Consider the following 16,635-nt stretch of genomic DNA (forward strand, 5'->3'; position numbering starts at 1 on the left):
GCGTCGCGCGGCGTCACACATGGGTGTGTGACGTACGTCTTACGGAGCCGTTGCGCGGTGCGGAAGGTCACACCCGGTCATTGAGTCACATTCGTGATTGTTGTTCACATCCTTGACCAAGGATGGCTCGCGTTCTCACCGAAAGTAGTGGGCGAAATCCGCGTCATGGCTGGTCGCGGGCGTGGTCGCACACATATGCGAACCGGTGTCGACTTGCGCCCACTCGTCCCAGGCGAGGACCGGCGCGCCCCCGGTCCGGGGGTCGCGCTGGTCGACCCGGTGCCGCTGTTCCGCGAGGGGGTGGCCGCGGTGGTCCGCCGCACGCCCGCCATGCACTGGCTGGGCGCGACCGGTCACCTGCACACCGCCGTCCGGCTGCACGAGCGGCTGCGGCCCGACGTGCTGCTGGTCGACTCCCTGCTCGACCCGCGGGGCCACCTCGCCACGCTGCTGACCGGCGCGGACCCGTCGCTGGTCGTGGTGGCGCTGGTGCGCGAGCCGCACCGGACGGCGAAGTTCGTCCGCTCCGCGCTGACCGCGGGCGTGCACGGTCTCGTGCCGCGGGAGGGCGGGATCACCGACGTCCTCCAGGCCATCGCCCGCGCGCACGCCGAGCGGACCTACCTCGACCCGACGCTCGCGCCGCTGGCGGCCGGGTTCACGCCCACGGCCGAGGCGGGCTCGCGCCGGTCGCTGTCCCGCCGCGAGTACGAGGTGCTCCAGCTCATCGCCGACGGGATGGAGAACCAGGCCGTGGCCAACGAGCTGTACGTCTCGGTCGAGACCGTGCGCACGCACGTGAAGAACATCCTGCGCAAGCTGCGCGCCCGCGACCGGACGCACGCCGTGTCCCTCGCCTACCAGGCCGGGCTGCTCTCGGGCGGGACGGTCCGGCCGGTCTGACGGCGGCGTGCCACCCAGTCTGGTCCACCACACCCGAACCACCGGCCTTGCCGGGGTTACCGACAGGTAATACCCTGTTGTTACCGGTCAGTAGGGGACCGCCCCGACCAGCATGGAGTGAGCGACGAGATGGGTCACTACAAGAGCAACGTCCGGGACCTCGAGTTCAACCTGTTCGAGGTCTTCAACGTGCAGGACCACCTCGGCACGGGGCCGTTCGAGCAGTCCGACGAGGACACCGCGCGCGGCGTGCTTGCCGAGCTCAACAACCTGGCGGTCGGGCCGCTGGCGGAGTCCTTCGCCGACGCCGACCGCAACCCGCCGGTCTTCGACCCGAAGACCCACTCGGCCACGCTGCCCGAATCGTTCAAGAAGTCCTACCGGGCGGTCTGGGACGGTGAGTGGTACCGGCTGTCGCTGCCCAACGAGCTGGGCGGCTTCGGCATCCCGCCGTCGGTCCAGTGGGCGGCCTCCGAGCTGATCCTGGGCGCGAACCCGGCGATCTACATGTACCTGGCCGGCCCGAACTTCGCCTCGGTCGTCCACCGCAACGGCACCGAGCGGCAGAAGCGCTGGGCCGAGCTCATGATCGAGCGCGGCTGGGGCGCCACCATGGTGCTGACCGAGCCCGACGCCGGCTCCGACGTGGGCGCGGGCCGCACCAAGGCCACCCTCCAGGACGACGGCACCTGGCACATCGAGGGCGTGAAGCGGTTCATCACGTCCGCCGACCAGGACATGACCGAGAACATCATGCACCTGGTGCTGGCCCGCCCCGAGGGTCCCGGCATCGAGCCGAAGCCCGGCACCAAGGGCCTGTCGCTGTTCCTCGTGCCGAAGTGGCACTTCGACCCGGAGACCGGCGAGTCGACCGGCGAGCGCAACGGCGCCTTCGTCACCAACGTCGAGCACAAGATGGGCCTCAAGGTCTCGACCACGTGCGAGCTGACGTTCGGCCAGCACGGCGTCCCGGCCAAGGGCTGGCTGCTCGGTGAGGTGCACGACGGCATCGCGCAGATGTTCCAGGTCATCGAGTACGCCCGGATGATGGTCGGCACGAAGGCCATCGGCACCCTGTCGACCGGCTACCTCAACGCCCTGGCCTACGCCAAGGAGCGGGTGCAGAGCGCCGACCTGACCCGGATGACGGACAAGACCGCGCCGCGCGTCACCATCACCAACCACCCGGACGTGCGCCGCCTGCTGATGCTGCAGAAGGCGTACGCCGAGGGCCTGCGCGCGGTCTACCTCTACACCGCGACGCAGCAGGACAAGATCGCGCTGGGCGGCCCGGACAAGGAGCTGGCGGAGAAGGTCAACGACCTGCTGCTGCCGATCGTCAAGGGCGTCGGCTCCGAGCGCGCCTACGAGCAGCTCGCGCAGTCGTTGCAGGTCCTGGGCGGCTCCGGCTTCCTGCAGGAGTACCCGATCGAGCAGTACATCCGGGACTCCAAGATCGACTCGCTGTACGAGGGCACCACGGCGATCCAGTCGCTGGACTTCTTCTTCCGCAAGATCATCCGGGATAAGGGCCAGGCGCTGGGCTTCCTCAACGGCGAGATCCAGTCGTTCCTCGACAACGAGGGCGGCAACGGCCGGCTGAAGGAGGAGCGGGCGCTGCTCAAGCGGGCGCTGGAGGACCTCCAGGGCATGCTGGGCGCGATGATCGGCTTCCTGACCGGTTCCCAGGAGGACGTCCGCAACCTCTACAAGGTCGGCCAGAACACCGTCCGCCTCCTGATGACCGCGGGCGACGTGCTGGTGGGCTGGCTGCTGCTGCGCCAGGCCGACGTGGCGCTGACCAGGCTCGCCGGCGAGGTCTCGGCCAAGGACAAGGCGTTCTACGAGGGCAAGGTCGCCGTGGCGTCGTTCTTCGCCAAGACCGTGCTGCCCGAGCTGACCGCCCGCCGCAAGATCGCCGAGGCCACCGACAACGCCCTGATGGACGTGGACGAAGCCTCGTTCTGACCCGGCGCGAACCGACGAGGGGCGGCCACCCGCACGCGCGGGTGGCCGCCCTTCCTCTCACCGGGCCGAGCCGGGCGGGCCGGTGGGGCCTCAGCCCCTGTGCGCCTTGGCGGCGGCGAAGCAGTACACGCCGAAGCCGAGGAAGCCGATCGCGATCACGGCCAGCACGACCACGCCGTACGGCTGCGCGGCCAGCGTGTGCAGCGCCTTGTCCATGCCGCCGGACTCCTGCGGGTCGGCGTTGATCGCGGCGAGCCCGACCAGCACGCCGATCAGGACGTAGGACGCGCCCTTGCCGATCCAGCCGATCCGGCCCAGCCGCTCGACCCACAGCCGCGTCGCGGCCGGCAGCTCGGACATGTTCAAGTCGTCCTCGAACGACTTCTTCACGCCCTTGCGCGCCACCGCCACGCCCAGGCCGAGCACGAACAGCGCCACCAGGCCCACCAGGACCTGCCCGAACGGCAGGGCGAGCAGGCGCGCGGTCCACGTCTGGGACTGCTCGGTGGAGCTGCTCTGCGACGAACCCGTCGCGTAGCCGATGGCCGCGATGCCGATCGCCGTGCCGGTGATCGCGCGGCCGACCGAACCGCACCGGCGGAAGATCCGCTTGCGCTTCTTCGTCACCCAGCCGTACCCGGACACGGCCATGGTCAGCTGCCACACCGCGAACGCGAACAGGCCGATCGCCAGCACCCACAGCAGGACCGGTCCGAAGGGGGTCTCGGCCAGGGACCCGACCGCGCCCTTCTGGTCGGTCCGCTCCCCGGTGTCACCGAGGACCACTTGGGCCGTCAACGCCGCCAGCAGCACGTGGACGAGCCCGTAACAGACCATCCCGGCGCGCCCGAGGACCTGCACGGCGGGATGTCTTCGCACCTCTTGCCCGGTGGTAGCCACGATCGGGTGATACCCCGCCGGGGCTGCCCCGAACCGCGCGCCGAGGTCAGCCCCCGGCGGGCGGCGGCTCGCACACGATCTTGAACTGCGGGTCGTACCGGACCGTCCGGCTCTCCTGCCGGCTCTGGCCGGTGCGGCGGTCGGTGATGGTGCGCGTGTCGGTCACCGAGAAGCCCGGCGCGCCGGCGCTGGGCTGGCAGTCCGGCTTGTTGACCTTGCGCTCCTGCGGCTGCGTGTGGTCGAACTCGGCGCTGGTCGACCCGGTCACGTCGTAGTTCTTGGTGCCCCACAGCACGATCTTGATCGTGGACGGGGTCCAGATCGTCTGGATCGCCACGCCGGTCTCGTCCGGGTTGGTGAACTTGATGTCGATCAGGCTGTTGCCCGCGCTGTCCATGAACACCGTGGCCTCGCGCCCCTTCGGGTACCGCGAGATCCAGTAGCTGTGCTCCTTGTGGCCCGCGTCCTTCATGCCCGCGTGGTAGGCCGCGTTGTACAGCGTGGTGGCGAACTGCGAGATCCCGCCGCCGACCGCCTTGCCGGGCACGCCGTTCTCGATGATGCCCGCCTCGACGTAGCCCTGCGCCGTGCCGCGCGGGCCGGTGTAGCCGTTGAGGCTGAACGTCTCGCCCGGCTTCACGATCGCGCCGTTGACCTTCTCGGCCACCACGCGGATGTTCGTGCCGGACGCGGCCACGAAGCCACCGGTCTGGAACTCGCCGATGACCTCCTTGATGCCCATCTTGTTCGCCTGCTCGGTGGTCACCTTCGCGGGCGTGTGCTTGTACTCGGCCTTGATCACGCGCTCGTTGTCGCGCTTGAGCACGTCCAGCGCTGGGGCCAGGGACTTGTCCCAGTCCACGCCGAGGCCGTCGACCGACTCCTTGACCACCGGCCGGCCGCCCTCGAACACGATCTGGGCGTCCTTGCCCTCCTTCTCCGTGTCCTTGAGCTGCGGCCCGGCGTGCTCGACCACCTTGCCGTTGTCGACCTTCGCGGTCAGGCCGCCGTCGTCGGCGGGCTCGAACACCAGCACGGTGGCCAGCTGCTCGGGCGTGAGGGTGGCGTCCTTGCCCTCGCCCTTGATGATCAGCGGGGCGGCGGTGGCGGGCTTGGCGACCTCGGCCAGCGCCTTCTCCACGCCCTCCTTGGTCGTCTTGACCGGGGTGGTGGCCACCGGCAGCTCGACCGTGCCGCCACCGGCCCAGTCGGCCAGCAGCTTGTCCGTCGCGCCGGGCAGGTCCAGCTTCTGGCCCTGCTTCGGCTCGACGGCGACCGGCGTCGCGCCCTCGAAGCGGATCGTGCCCTCGGCGGGCTCGTGGTCGGTCTCGGCGCGCAGGCCCTCCACCGCGGCGGCGAGCTTGGCGTCGTCGCTGCGGGTGGCGAAGCCGACTTCGCGGGAGGTGAAGAACGAGGTGACGCGGGTGACGGGCGACAGCGGCTGGCTGCCCGCCCGGTCGAGCGTGGCCTCCCAGTCCAGCTCCAGGCCGGCCGACTTCGGGTCGACGGCGGTCTCCACGTCACCGGCGCGCGCCTTCACCGGCGCGGCCAGGCGCGGACCGATCTCGTCGCGCAGCTTCTGCTCGGCCTCGGGGTGGCTCAGGCCGCCGACGTCCACGCCCGCCACGGTGACGCCGCGCGGCACGTTGCCGCCGGAGAGCACCAGGTCCAGGCCGTAGAGGACGACCAGCACGCCCAGCACCGCGGCGGCGACCAGGCCGCCCTTGCGCAGGCGCTTGCGGCGGACCTGCGCCTCGTCGCCCTCCGGGTCGCCCTCGACCATCACCGGGCCGTGGACGGTCGCCTCCGGCTCGGGCGCGGACACCGGCGTGGCGAAGACCGTGGTGGCCTCCGACGGCGACGGCGGCCGGTCGAAGCCACCGGGCGGCGTGTGGATCGTCTGCGTCCGCTCCTCGGACCCCGGCGGCGTCAGGGCGCGGGTGCGGTCGGCGGCCGTGATCGCCTGGGTGGCCTCGGCGCGCCGGGGCGGGTTCTGGTGCTGCGGCGGGTACTGCGTCACGGGGGAGGAGACGCTCGTCGGGGCGTTCGCGTTGGCACCGGCCGCCGGCGTCACGTTGCGGACCGTCGCCGAGGCGTCCTGGTCCGCGTCCGGTTCCTCCTGCGGCCACTGGTCCTGCGGCCACTGCGCCTCGCCGCCCTGGGTGATCTTCGTGGTCCGCTCCGAAGCGGTGCCCGACGGGCGGACCGGCTCCATGGCCGTGGTCCGCTCAGCGTCGTACTCCGGTCGCTGGTTCTCCGGCACCGCTCCCCCTCTTGCCTCTCGCAAGGTTCTGGGACTGCTTACCCGAGCGTCGTCACGCGACGATCACGTTCGGGTGGTTCACAGGTCTCGCCGCGCTCGTCACAGGTACAGGCCGGTCCCGTGCTCCGTCCGCTCCGTGGCCGTCGCGTGCACGTCCCGCTCGCGCATGACGAGGTAGGTGTTGCCCTGCACCTCGACCTCGTACTGGTCCTCCGGGTTGAACAGCACCCGGTCGCCGACCTTCACGTGCCGCACGTTCGTGCCGACCCCGAGGACGTCGCCCCAGGCCAGGCGCTTCGCCATCTGGGCGGTCGCCGGGATCACGATGCCACCGCTGCTGCGGCGTTCTCCGTCCTCCGGCGAGATCCGCACCATCACGCGGTCGTGCAGCATCTGGATTTCGAGCTTGACATCGGGCACCAGCAGAGTCTAGATGCCCTCGTCGAGACCACCCATCATCAGGGGTAGCCGCCGCGGGCCGCCCGGCTCCACCTTGATCGGCACGCCCCAGTCCTGTCGGGCCAGCTTGCACACGGGGTGCTCGACGCCCGGGTCGTCCGTGCAGCTCGCCGCCTGGGCGACGACGTGCAGGACGCCCTCGGTGAAGCCTTCGGCGACGCGCAGCGCGCGCACCAGGTCCGTGCCGACGCCCGCGCCCGCCTCCAGCAGCTCCGGCGGCGAGCTGGTGATCTCCAGGCGGGTGGACGGGCCGAACCGGTCGTCGAGCTTCTGGCCGGTCGGCGGCGTGAAGACGACGACGACCTCCAGCTCGCCGGGCGCGATCACCGACGGCGGCCGGCGCACCTGGTGCGCCTGCCCGCCGACCAGCTTCGCGCCGGGCGCGACCGGGCGCTCCAGGCGGTGCGCGGCGGAGGCCACGACGACCAGCTCGCCGTCGACCAGCACCGCGTCCGACGGCTCGGCGACGTCCGTGGCCAGCGTGGACACCTCGCCGGTGGCGGGGTCGTAGCGGCGGATCGCGCCGTTGTAGGTGTCGGCGATGGCGACCTGGCCGCCCGGCAGGGCCGTGACGCCCAGCGGGTGCTGGAGCAGCGCCTGGTCGGCCGGGCCGTCGCGGTGGCCGAAGTCGAACAGGCCCTTGCCGATGGCCGTGTGCACGGTGCGGTCGGCGTCCAGCCAGCGCAGCGCCGAGGTCTCCGAGTCGACCAGCCACAGCCGGTCGCCCGCCGCGGCCAGGCCCGAGGTCTGGGCGAAGAACGCCTCCGCCGCGGGGCCGTCGTGCAGGCCCTCGACGGTGGTGCCGGCCAGGCGCTCGACCCGCCGCTCGCGCGGCCGGAACAGGCCCAGCGTGTGGTTGCCCGCCATGGCGATGACGACGCCGCCGGCGGGTTCCCACCAGGCGACGTCCCACGGGCTGGTGAGGTCGATCGCGTCGGCCGGGCCGTCGGTCGCGCCGTCGCGCCACTGCTCGCCCGTGCCCGCGACGGTGGTGACCTCGCCGGTGTCCAGGTCGACGCCCCGCAGCAGGTGGTTGACCGTGTCGGCGACGACCGCGTGGTAGCCGACCTCGGCGGCGACGTCGGCGGGCAGCAGCGCGATGCCGGCGGGCTCGGAGAAGGTGGGCGACAGGCCGTCGCGGCGGCCGCGCTCGCCCGTCCCGATGCGCCGGAGCACGGTCTCGCCGTCGGCCTCCAGCTCCACCAGGCCGTGGTGGGCCGAGTCGCTGACCAGCAGCGTGCCGCGCGGGGTCAGGACGGCCTTGGCGGGGAAGCGCAGCTCCGTCTCGCGGGGCGGCGGGGCGACGTACGGGCCGTCGCCGCGGTGCAGCGTGCCCTTCGCGTCGTGCTCGGCGACGACCTCGGACACGATCTGGCGCAGCGCGTCGAGGTGGCCCTCGCCGGAGGCCACGTGCACGACGTAGCCCTCCGGGTCGACCAGGACGAGCGTGGGCCACGCCTTCACCGCGTAGTTCTGCCACGTCGTGAGCTCGGGATCGTCCAGCACGGGGTGCTCCACCTCGTACCGCTCGACGGCCGCCTCCAGCGCCGCCGCCTCCGCCTCGTGCACGAACTTCGGCGAGTGCACGCCGATGGTGACCAGGACGTCGGCGAACTCGGCCTCGAGCGGGCGCAGCTCGTCGAGCACGTGCAGGCAGTTGATGCAGCAGAACGACCAGAAGTCGAGCAGCACCACCTTGCCGCGCAGGTCGGCCAGCCTGAGTTCCCGCCCACCCGTGTTGAGCCAGCCGCGACCCACCAGCTCGGGGGCGCGGACACGGGCGCGGCGTCGTTGTGCGGTCGTCACGCTGGGATCCAACACGATGTCAAGGGCCGTCTGTTCCGACGTCCACCATGTGGATTACCTGACTTTCGTTTTGTTCGTTTCCGACTACCCTTGAGTCATGACGGCGATCATGGGTGAAAGAACACTGCTGCCACCGGCGAGCTTGGAGAGCTTGTCGTCCTGGGTCGCGGCACTGACCCGTCCGGGCGTGGGGAGCGCCGCGCTGCTGGCCCCCGACGGCACCCGGCTCGACCTCCCGACCGAGGTGTTCGACGTGCTCCGCGGCGTGGTGGTCGCGATGTCGCAGGGCCTGGCGATCACCGTCGCACCCCAGCACACCGTGTTGACCACGAGCGAGGCTGCTCACCTGCTGGGCGTTTCCCGGCCGACCCTCGTGCGCCTGCTCGAAGCGGGGGAGATCCCGTACGAGCAGCCGAACCGCCATCGACGGGTGCGCCTCGCCGACCTCCTCGCCTACCGGGAACGGGCTCGCCGGGCACGCGCGGCGGGGCTGGACGAGATGGTGCGGGACGGCGAGGACGACGGCCTGTACGACCTGCCGATGGACACGCCGTTCGAGCGGATGCCCCGCGAAGAGCACAGGTGATCCTTGTTCCCCGTTTTCCTCGACACCTGCGTCCTGCTCAAGCCGTACCTGTGCGACACGCTGCTCAGCATCGCCGAAAGCGGGATCTACCGGCCGCTGTGGTCGGCCGGCGTGCTCGCCGAGCTTGAGCGCAACCTGCTCAAGCGCGGAGCATCGGTCGACCAGGTGGCTCACCGGATCGATCAGATGAGCCGCCACTTCCCCGACGCCCGGGTCGCCGGTTACGAGGACTTGATCGACTCGATGGAGAACCACCCGAACGATCGGCACGTACTGGCCGCGGCCGTGCGCGGCGCAGCCGAGGTGCTCGTCACGGAGAACCTCAAGGACTTCCCGGCGGCGGCACTGGAGCGGTACGACGTCGTGGCGGTCCACCAGGACGACTTCCTGCAGGACCAGCTCGAGCTGTTCCCAGGGGCGATCCACTCGGCGTTGCGCCGACAGGCGTCGCGCTACCGACGCGCACCGCGCTCGGTCGGCGACCTGCTCGACGTACTGGCCGGTGAAGGCCACGGGTGCCCGGGCTTCGCCGCAGCATGCCGGCGGGACTTCGGCCTGTTGCGGAACTCCGACTGAGAGGGCTGCTCCGCACAACACCGGTCAGGCGCGGCGGACGGTGCGGGGGCCCAGGACGGTCGCGTGGAGGGCCGTGACGCGGTCGCGCAGGGCGCGGTCGGCGGTGACGACCGCGCACGGGCGGTCCGGGGGGTTGGCGCGGACGACGTCCACGATCGCGTCGTCGCCCGAGGCCGGGGCGGGGACGACGCGGACGCCCGGGACAGACTCGACGTGCTTCGCCCGGCCCTCCACCACGAGCACGACCTCCAGCGGGCCCGGGAGGGTCGGCAGCCCTTCCGCGGCCACGCGCACGAGGTCGTCGCGCAGGCGCGCGGCGGCGGCCGCGCGGTCGCGCCACCAGCCGTCCGGGACGGAGCCGACGACGTTGGCCGCGTCCACGACCAGGAGCGGGATCGTCACCGGATCATGCTCTCAGCAAACTCTGATGAAACTGTCGTACCCCGATGGCACCATGGAGTGGTCCATTGGGGGACAGACATGAACACGCAGGGGGACATAGTGATGATCAGGCGCGCCCGCAGGACGACGGACGAGACCTGGAACGGCTCGGCCACGGCCAAGTAGCCGGACATGGGAAACCCCGCGGTGCTGCCAGGTCGGGGGTCCGACAGCACCGCGGGGTCATCAAGAACATCGATACACGATCGGGGACCGTTACATTCCCTATTGGGTGTGGCGGGAATCACATTATGACGTGACGAAGCCCTGCCGCGCGGGAGGTGCGGCAGGGCTTCGCCGTTCGTTCCCCCTGGGCTCACCCGGTGGGCGGGACGCGGACGACGGGGCGCGCACCCGGTGTCGATCGGGTGGTCGTCACGCGTGCCGGAGGAAGGCCCCTCCTCAGCGGAGGGAGCTCACCTGCGCCTGGGCGATCGCCATCAGCTCGTGGCGCATGGCCGGGGTGGGCGCCATGTCGATCGCGCGGGCGACGGCCTTGCGGTTGCGAGCCTCGACACGACGAGCGCGGAGCTTCGCAGTGAAGTTCATCGGGGGTTCATCCCTCTCAAAGGTGTCTCTCGGGTGTTCCTCGGTGCGTGCTTCAAGTATGCACCTTCCAGCGCGCCTTCGCACCCGATTATCCGGTGAGGTGCCGCACATGCCGATGATTCGTCGGTCCACACGGGTCTAGACCCGATGATTCCCCTGAACGAAACCTACTTGGCCGGATGGTGACGAGCCGACTCCCCGGCGTCGCACCCCGCCGGTTCGGGCGGCCGCCGCCCCGCGGCGGAGGCGAACGGGTTGCGCACCGGCTCACAGCCGTGCCGCCCGGTGTTCGTCGATCCGGTGAGAAAGCCGCATAGCGCTGTGGATCACCACCACCGGTAGCGTCGGTCGCATGGCTGAGGTGGTGACGAAGGGCGTCGGCAAGGTCGAGCGGACCGCCGACCGCGCCGAGGTGCACGTGAGCTTCGAGACGGTGGGCTCGACGCGCAACGAGGCGGTGGACCGGCTGACCGCGCGGGTCGCCGGGGTGGAGCCGGCGCTGGGGCGACCGGGGGTCCAGGTGCGGTCGCGCCAGCTCAACGTGCACGACAACTGGGACGGCAAGCGGCGCTCCGGCAGCCGCGCCATGCAGAACTACGTGCTGCGCGTCGACGACGTCGCCGAGCTGGACGGCCTGCTGGGCGCGTTCGTCGAGGCCGAGCCGACGTGGCTGAACGGGCCGACGTGGCAGCTCAAGGACGACGCGGACGCCGTCCTGGAGGCCCAGCGCGAGGCCGTGGCGGACGCCCGCCGCCGCGCCGAGGGGTACGCCGGGGCGCTCGGCTCGCGGCTCGGGCCGTTGCAGCGGCTGACCGACGGCGACGCCGAGGGCTGGGCGGTCGAGTCGCACCGGATGGCGGCGGGTTACGGCGGCGCGCCGGGCGCGCCGCCGCAGATGGACCAGCTGAACCTCGAAGCGCAGCAGATCACCGTCACGGTCCGCTGCACGGCCTCGTGGGCGCTGCTGGACTGAACCGCCTCAGCTGCTGGACTCCGGGTCGGCCAGCTCGACCACGACCGAGCGGTTGCGGGCGGCGGCGTCGGGGATCAGGTCGCCGGCGCGGTCCAGGTCGGGCACGAGCGGGTTCGCGAACCCCGCGCCCACGACCTCGGTGAACGCCGCCCGGCTCACGCCCAGCTCCACCAGCACCGACACCACCCGCCGGCTGCGCCGCTGGGTCAGGTTGACGGCCGCCTCGGGGGACGCCGAACTGGCCGTGCGGGCGACCACCCGCGCGGTCGTGCGGCCGCCGAACTTCCCGGCCACCTCCGCCAGCGCCTCCCGGGCGCCCTCCGCCGGCTCGTCTCCGCCCGCCCGGAACAGCACCGAGTTCGGCAGGCGCACCGACGTGCCCTCGTGCACGACCTCGCCGACGTCCACGGTCGGCACGTCGGCCCGACCGATCGACGCGCCGCCCGGCACCGGCTCCGCGTCGTGCGTGCAGCTCTTCGCGCCGAACTTCGCGCAGATGCCCAGCCACACCGAGACCAGCGCCTCCCGCGCGGCGGGCGGCAGCGGCCGCTGGTCGCCCGCCACCTGACCCAGGCCGGAGAAGATCACGTCCTTGCCGGTCAGCTCGGGCAGGGCGTCGTCGGGCACCGACGCCACCGCGGCGGGCACGTCGAGGTCGAGCCCCAGCCGGGTCAGGTCGAGCGGGTCGGTGGTCTGCAGGCCGCTGCTCTGCAGCACGAGCACCGCCGGCCCCGCCGCGGACGCCATGTCCGCCAGCACGGACAGCGGGTCGAGCTCCGCGCTGTCGCCGCCGAGCCCGCTGAGCCGGCCGGTCAGCCGGTTCAGGTTCGCCTCGAAGCCGAGCTCGCGCATCGCCGCGTCGCCCTCCACCTCGTTGCCGTCCCGGACGGTGAAGTCCTCGTCCGAGTACGCGCCGCCGGACGCCTCGCCCTGCCGGTAGACGACGACCCGGGTCACGCCCCGGTCGACCGCCTCCGCGAGGCGGTCGACCACGGTCCTGGTGAGCGCGACCCGCGGCTCGTTGGCCGACGCGGTCGCCCCTATGCGCACGGTGGTGGTTTCCCGGGAGGAGTCCCCGCAGGCGGCACAGGATGCCGCCACCAGCACGACTGCGGCGAAGAGCCGTGAGTGGTTCATGCCTGGGAAACGGAACGGAAACGCGGAGTGTTACTCGTAACACCCGTTCGGCCTAACGCACGCCGTCACCGCTCCACGATCGCCGTAACGCCCTGACCACCGGCCGCGCAGATCGAGATCAGCCCCCGGCCCGACCCGCGCTCCGCGAGGAGCTTCGCGAGCGTCGCCACGATCCGGCCGCCGGTCGCGGCGAACGGGTGCCCGGCGGCCAGCGACGAGCCGTTGACGTTGAGCTTCGACCGGTCGATCGCGCCGAGCGGCGCGTCCAGCCCGAGCCTGCCCTTGCAGAAGTCCGCGTCCTCCCACGCCTTCAACGTCGCCAGCACCTGCGACGCGAACGCCTCGTGGACCTCGTAGAAGTCGAAGTCCTGCAACGTCAACCCGGCGCGCGCCAACATCCGCGGCACGGCGTAGGCGGGCGCCATCAGCAGGCCCTCGCCACCGTGCACGTAGTCGACCGCCGCCGTCTCGCTGAACGTCAGGTAGGCCAGCACCGGCAGGCCGCGCCGCGCGGCCCACTCCTCCGACGCCAGCAGCACGGCCGACGCGCCGTCGGTCAGCGGCGTCGAGTTGCCGGCGGTCATGGTCGCGCCCTCGCCGCGGCCGAACACCGGCTTGAGGCGGGCCAGCTTCTCCACCGATGAGTCCGGGCGCAGGTTCTGGTCGCGGGTCAGCCCGAGGTACGGCGTGACCAGGTCGTCGAAGAACCCGCGCTCGTAGGCGGCGGCGAGGTTGCGGTGGCTGGCGACGGCCAGCTCGTCCTGCTCCTCGCGCCCGATGCCCCACTCGCGGGCGGTGATCGCCGCGTGCTCGCCCATGGACAGGCCGGTGCGCGGCTCACCGTTGCGCGGGATGTCCGGCACCACGTGCCGGGGCCGCAGCTTGAGCGCGGCCCTGAGCTTCGCCCCGGCGCCGCGGGCCCGGTTGAGCTCCAGCAGCACGCCCCGCAGGTCCTCGTTCACGCCGATCGGCGCGTCGCTGGTGGTGTCCACGCCGCCGGCGACGCCGACCTCGATCTGGCCGAGCGCGATCTTGTTGGCCACCGCGATGACGGCCTGCAGGCCGGTGCCGCACGCCTGCTGGAGGTCGTGCGCGGGGGTGTCGGAGGAGAGCCTGCTGCCCAGGACGGCCTCGCGGACCAGGTTGAAGTCGCGGCTGTGCTTGAGCACCGCGCCCGCGACCACCTCGCCGAGCCGCTCGCCCCGCAGGCCGAACCGGCTGACCAGGCCGTCGAGGGTGGCGGTCAGCATGTCCTGGTTGGACGCCGTGGCGTAGGGGCCGTTCGAGCGGGCGAACGGGATGCGGTTGCCGCCGAGGATGGCTACTCGGGCCATGTCGTCCTCCAGGGTGGTGGGCAGGTGCGCTCAATGTTACCTACTCATCAGTAGACTTACTATCGAGTAGGGAGTGTGATGTCCGCATGGATCGATACCAGTCGTTCGCCAGGTCCGGCCTCGGGCGGTTCGTCGTGGGCAGGCTCGGCCTGCCCGACCCGTACCCGCTGCGCCGGCACTCGCCCGGCAAACCCCCGCTCGACGGGCCGGTGCTGCTCGGCGGCGGGGGCCGGTCGGCGGATGCCGCGGCCGGCGTCGCCAGGTCGATGGGCCTGGACGTCGTGACGAGCGCGGCCGACGGCGTGAAGTACGGCGCGCTGGTCTTCGACGCCTCCGGGATCGACTCGGTCGAGCGGCTGCGCGAGCTGCACGGGTTCTTCCACCCGGTGATCCGCTCGCTCGCGCCGTGCGGCCGGGTGGTCGTCCTCGGCACGCCGCCCGACCAGGCCGCGTCGCAGGTCGCGCAGCGCGCGCTGGAGGGCTTCACCCGCAGCGTCGGCAAGGAGCTCAAGCGCGGCGGCACGGCCCAGCTGGTGTACGTCGCGCCCGGCGGCGAGGGCGCGGTCGAGTCGACGCTGCGGTTCCTGCTGTCCGGCCGGTCGGCGTACGTGTCGGGCCAGGTCGTGCGGATCGGCCCGGCCGACGTCGAGGTGCCCGGGAGCTGGGACAGGCCCCTGGCCGGGAAGGTCGCCCTGGTCACCGGTGCCGCGCGCGGCATCGGCGCGGCCATCGCCGAGGTGCTGGGCCGCGACGGCGCGACGGTGGTGTGCCTCGACGTGCCGGCGCAGGGCGACGAGCTGTCCGCGGTGGCCAACCGGGTCGGCGGCACGTCGCTCCAGCTCGACGTCACCGCCCCGGACGCCCCGACGCGGATCGTCGAGCACCTCGTCACGCGGCACGGCGGCGTGGACGTCGTCGTGCACAACGCGGGCATCACCCGCGACCGCACCCTCGGGAAGATGGACGCGGGCCGGTGGGACGCCGTGGTCGCGGTGAACCTGGCGTCGCAGGAACGGGTCAACGAGGCCCTGCTCGCCGCCGACGCCCTGCGGCCGAACGGGCGGGTCGTCGGCGTGTCGTCCATCGCGGGCATCGCCGGGAACGTCGGCCAGACCAACTACGCCACCACCAAGGCCGGCGTGATCGGCATGGTCGACTCCCTGTCGCGGCGGCTCGCGGGGCGCGCCACCGTGAACGCGGTCGCGCCGGGGTTCATCGAGACCAGGATGACGGCCGCGGTGCCCCTGGTCATCCGGGAGGCCGGGCGGCGGATGAACAGCCTGTCGCAGGGCGGCCTGCCGGTCGACGTCGCCGAGACCATCGCCTGGTTCGCGCACCCGGCGTCGGCCGGGGTGACCGGCAACGTCGTGCGGGTGTGCGGGCAGAGCCTGCTGGGGGCGTGATGGCGAACCTGAGCCTGCTCTACGCCAAGGCCGCGCTGACCGGGTTCACCCGGCGCGGCGACGAGCTGCCGGCCGCCTCCCTCGACGCCGAGGTGACCGTCGACCCCGGGCACCTGGCCCGCTACGCCCGGGTGTGCGGGTTCCGCGTGGGCGACGAGCTGCCGATCACCTACCCCCACGTGCTCGGGTTCGGGCTCCAGGTCCGGCTGATGACCGGGCCGGGGTTCCCGTTCCCGCTGCCCGGCCTGGTGCACGTGGCCAACCGGATCAGGCGGCACCGGCCGCTGCGCGCCGCCGAACCGCTGTCGCTGCACGTGGCCCTGGCCGACCTGCGGCCGCACGAGCGCGGCCGGCAGTTCGACGTGGTCACGACGGCGTCGGTGGACGGCGAGGAGGTGTGGGTCGACGTGTCGACCTACCTGCGCCGGGAGGGCGGTGCGGCGAAGGAGCCGGCACCGCGCGCCGAACCGCCCGCGCCGTCGGCCCGGTGGCGGCTGCCCGGCGACCTCGGCCGGCGGTACGCCGACGCGTCCGGCGACCGCAACCCGATCCACCTGAGCCGGCTGACCGCCAGGGCGTTCGGCTTCCCCCGGGCCATCGCGCACGGCATGTGGTCCAAGGCCCGGTGCGTGGCCGCGTTCGAGGGGCGGCTGCCCGACGCCTACGAGGTCGACGTGCGGTTCAAGGCGCCGGTCCTGCTGCCCGGAGAGGTCGGCTTCTCGTCCGGGTTCTCGTCCGGGCCCACCGAGGAGGGGTGGCGGTTCGCGCTGTGGTCGGACCGGCCGCACCTGGAGGGCGTGATCACCGGCTGACGTTGTCCGCCAACGTGCGCAGGAGGGCGCGCAGCCGTTCCGTGTCCTCCTCGCCCAGGTCCATGGCCGCCCCCATCGCGGGCGGCACGTCCTTCGCGCGCTCGCGCAGCCGGTCACCCTCCTCGGTGAGCACCAGGCGGACCGACCGCTCGTCGTCGGGGCGGCGTTCCCGGCGGATCAGGCCGGCCGCCTCCAACCGCTTGAGCAGCGGGGAGAGCGTGCCGTAGTCGAGCCGGAGCGCGGCCGCGACGTCCTTGACCGGGACGGGACCGCGTTCCCACAGCACCAGCAGCACGAGGTACTGCGGGTAGGTCAGGCCCAGGTCCTCCAGCAGCGGTCGGTACCGGGCGGTCACGGCCCGCGAAGCCGCGTAGAGCGCGAAGCAGAGCTGGTCGTCCAGCTCCAGGCTGAAGTCCCGCATGCCAGTGGCCCCCTCACCCCTCGTGACCCGAACCACGATACACCCGCACCCACTTAAGTTGTGCACGATGTAATTGCGAGCTATGTTCTTGGCGTCAGGTTCGA

16 protein-coding genes are annotated in these 16,635 nt (G+C 72.1%); 7 read left to right on the top strand and 9 right to left on the bottom strand.

Annotated features, from left to right (window positions below; all coding sequences use genetic code 11):
* The first annotated feature begins 213 nt into the window (after positions 1-213).
* On the top strand, positions 214-903 hold the full coding sequence (locus tag ACIGNX_RS14930; RefSeq protein ID WP_396540184.1) for a response regulator transcription factor: 690 nt from the start codon (positions 214-216) through the stop codon (positions 901-903).
* A 129-nt stretch (positions 904-1,032) separates the two neighbouring features.
* Positions 1,033-2,871, top strand: coding sequence for an acyl-CoA dehydrogenase (locus ACIGNX_RS14935; RefSeq protein WP_396540186.1), 1,839 nt, complete (start codon positions 1,033-1,035; stop codon positions 2,869-2,871).
* A gap of 90 nt (positions 2,872-2,961) precedes the next feature.
* Here ACIGNX_RS14935 and ACIGNX_RS14940 read toward each other — a convergent pair whose 3' ends face one another.
* The 4 genes from ACIGNX_RS14940 to ACIGNX_RS14955 form a co-directional block, all read right to left on the bottom strand.
* The gene (locus ACIGNX_RS14940; RefSeq protein WP_396540188.1) at positions 2,962-3,750 is read right to left on the bottom strand and encodes a DUF1206 domain-containing protein; all 789 of its coding nucleotides are present in this window, start codon (positions 3,748-3,750) and stop codon (positions 2,962-2,964) included.
* A 67-nt stretch (positions 3,751-3,817) separates the two neighbouring features.
* On the bottom strand, positions 3,818-6,034 hold the full coding sequence (locus ACIGNX_RS14945; protein WP_396540190.1) for a VanW family protein: 2,217 nt from the start codon (positions 6,032-6,034) through the stop codon (positions 3,818-3,820).
* A 99-nt stretch (positions 6,035-6,133) separates the two neighbouring features.
* Positions 6,134-6,427, bottom strand: a complete 294-nt coding sequence (locus tag ACIGNX_RS14950) for a GroES family chaperonin (protein WP_396541035.1) — start codon at positions 6,425-6,427, stop codon at positions 6,134-6,136.
* Between the two features lie 36 nt (positions 6,428-6,463).
* Positions 6,464-8,299 carry an NHL domain-containing thioredoxin family protein gene (locus ACIGNX_RS14955; RefSeq protein ID WP_396540192.1) on the bottom strand — a complete coding sequence of 612 codons (1,836 nt, stop codon included), beginning with the start codon at positions 8,297-8,299 and terminating at the stop codon, positions 6,464-6,466.
* Positions 8,300-8,408: 109 nt separating this feature from the next.
* On the opposite strand from ACIGNX_RS14955, the gene ACIGNX_RS14960 reads away from it, so the two are divergent.
* Both ACIGNX_RS14960 and ACIGNX_RS14965 read left to right on the top strand, forming a co-directional pair.
* Positions 8,409-8,885 (top strand): helix-turn-helix domain-containing protein, encoded by a 477-nt coding sequence (locus ACIGNX_RS14960; RefSeq protein WP_396540194.1) that lies wholly within the window; start codon positions 8,409-8,411, stop codon positions 8,883-8,885.
* A gap of 3 nt (positions 8,886-8,888) precedes the next feature.
* On the top strand, positions 8,889-9,461 hold the full coding sequence (locus ACIGNX_RS14965; RefSeq protein WP_396540196.1) for a PIN domain-containing protein: 573 nt from the start codon (positions 8,889-8,891) through the stop codon (positions 9,459-9,461).
* A gap of 24 nt (positions 9,462-9,485) precedes the next feature.
* On the opposite strand, the gene ACIGNX_RS14970 is transcribed toward ACIGNX_RS14965, so the two are convergent.
* Positions 9,486-9,863: an NTP pyrophosphohydrolase gene (locus ACIGNX_RS14970; protein WP_396540198.1), complete on the bottom strand. Its 378-nt coding sequence runs from the start codon at positions 9,861-9,863 to the stop codon at positions 9,486-9,488.
* A 441-nt stretch (positions 9,864-10,304) separates the two neighbouring features.
* On the bottom strand, positions 10,305-10,451 hold the full coding sequence (locus ACIGNX_RS14975; RefSeq protein WP_170191759.1) for a hypothetical protein: 147 nt from the start codon (positions 10,449-10,451) through the stop codon (positions 10,305-10,307).
* A gap of 352 nt (positions 10,452-10,803) precedes the next feature.
* On the opposite strand from ACIGNX_RS14975, the gene ACIGNX_RS14980 reads away from it, so the two are divergent.
* Complete coding sequence (locus ACIGNX_RS14980) at positions 10,804-11,424, top strand: SIMPL domain-containing protein (RefSeq protein ID WP_396540200.1); 621 nt, start codon at positions 10,804-10,806, stop codon at positions 11,422-11,424.
* 6 nt (positions 11,425-11,430) lie between these two features.
* On the opposite strand, the gene ACIGNX_RS14985 is transcribed toward ACIGNX_RS14980, so the two are convergent.
* A complete protein-coding gene (locus ACIGNX_RS14985) occupies positions 11,431-12,474 on the bottom strand; it encodes a hypothetical protein (RefSeq protein ID WP_396540202.1) in 1,044 nt (347 codons plus the stop codon).
* Between the two features lie 152 nt (positions 12,475-12,626).
* Positions 12,627-13,895, bottom strand: coding sequence for an acetyl-CoA C-acetyltransferase (locus ACIGNX_RS14990; protein WP_396540204.1), 1,269 nt, complete (start codon positions 13,893-13,895; stop codon positions 12,627-12,629).
* Positions 13,896-13,981: 86 nt separating this feature from the next.
* Here ACIGNX_RS14990 and ACIGNX_RS14995 point away from each other — a divergent pair, with 86 nt between their 5' ends.
* Both ACIGNX_RS14995 and ACIGNX_RS15000 read left to right on the top strand, forming a co-directional pair.
* On the top strand, positions 13,982-15,298 hold the full coding sequence (locus ACIGNX_RS14995) for a 3-oxoacyl-ACP reductase (protein WP_396540206.1): 1,317 nt from the start codon (positions 13,982-13,984) through the stop codon (positions 15,296-15,298).
* Complete coding sequence (locus ACIGNX_RS15000) at positions 15,298-16,110, top strand: MaoC/PaaZ C-terminal domain-containing protein (protein WP_396540208.1); 813 nt, start codon at positions 15,298-15,300, stop codon at positions 16,108-16,110. Before ACIGNX_RS14995 ends, ACIGNX_RS15000 begins: the two co-directional genes overlap by 1 nt.
* Here ACIGNX_RS15000 and ACIGNX_RS15005 read toward each other — a convergent pair.
* Entirely contained in the window at positions 16,100-16,531 is a 432-nt protein-coding gene (locus ACIGNX_RS15005; protein ID WP_396540210.1) for a MarR family winged helix-turn-helix transcriptional regulator, read from the bottom strand. The genes ACIGNX_RS15000 and ACIGNX_RS15005 overlap by 11 nt on opposite strands.
* Positions 16,532-16,635: the final 104 nt, after the last annotated feature.

It is taken from the genome of Actinosynnema sp. NPDC053489, from assembly GCF_044544865.1.
Classification (GTDB): domain Bacteria; phylum Actinomycetota; class Actinomycetes; order Mycobacteriales; family Pseudonocardiaceae; genus Actinosynnema.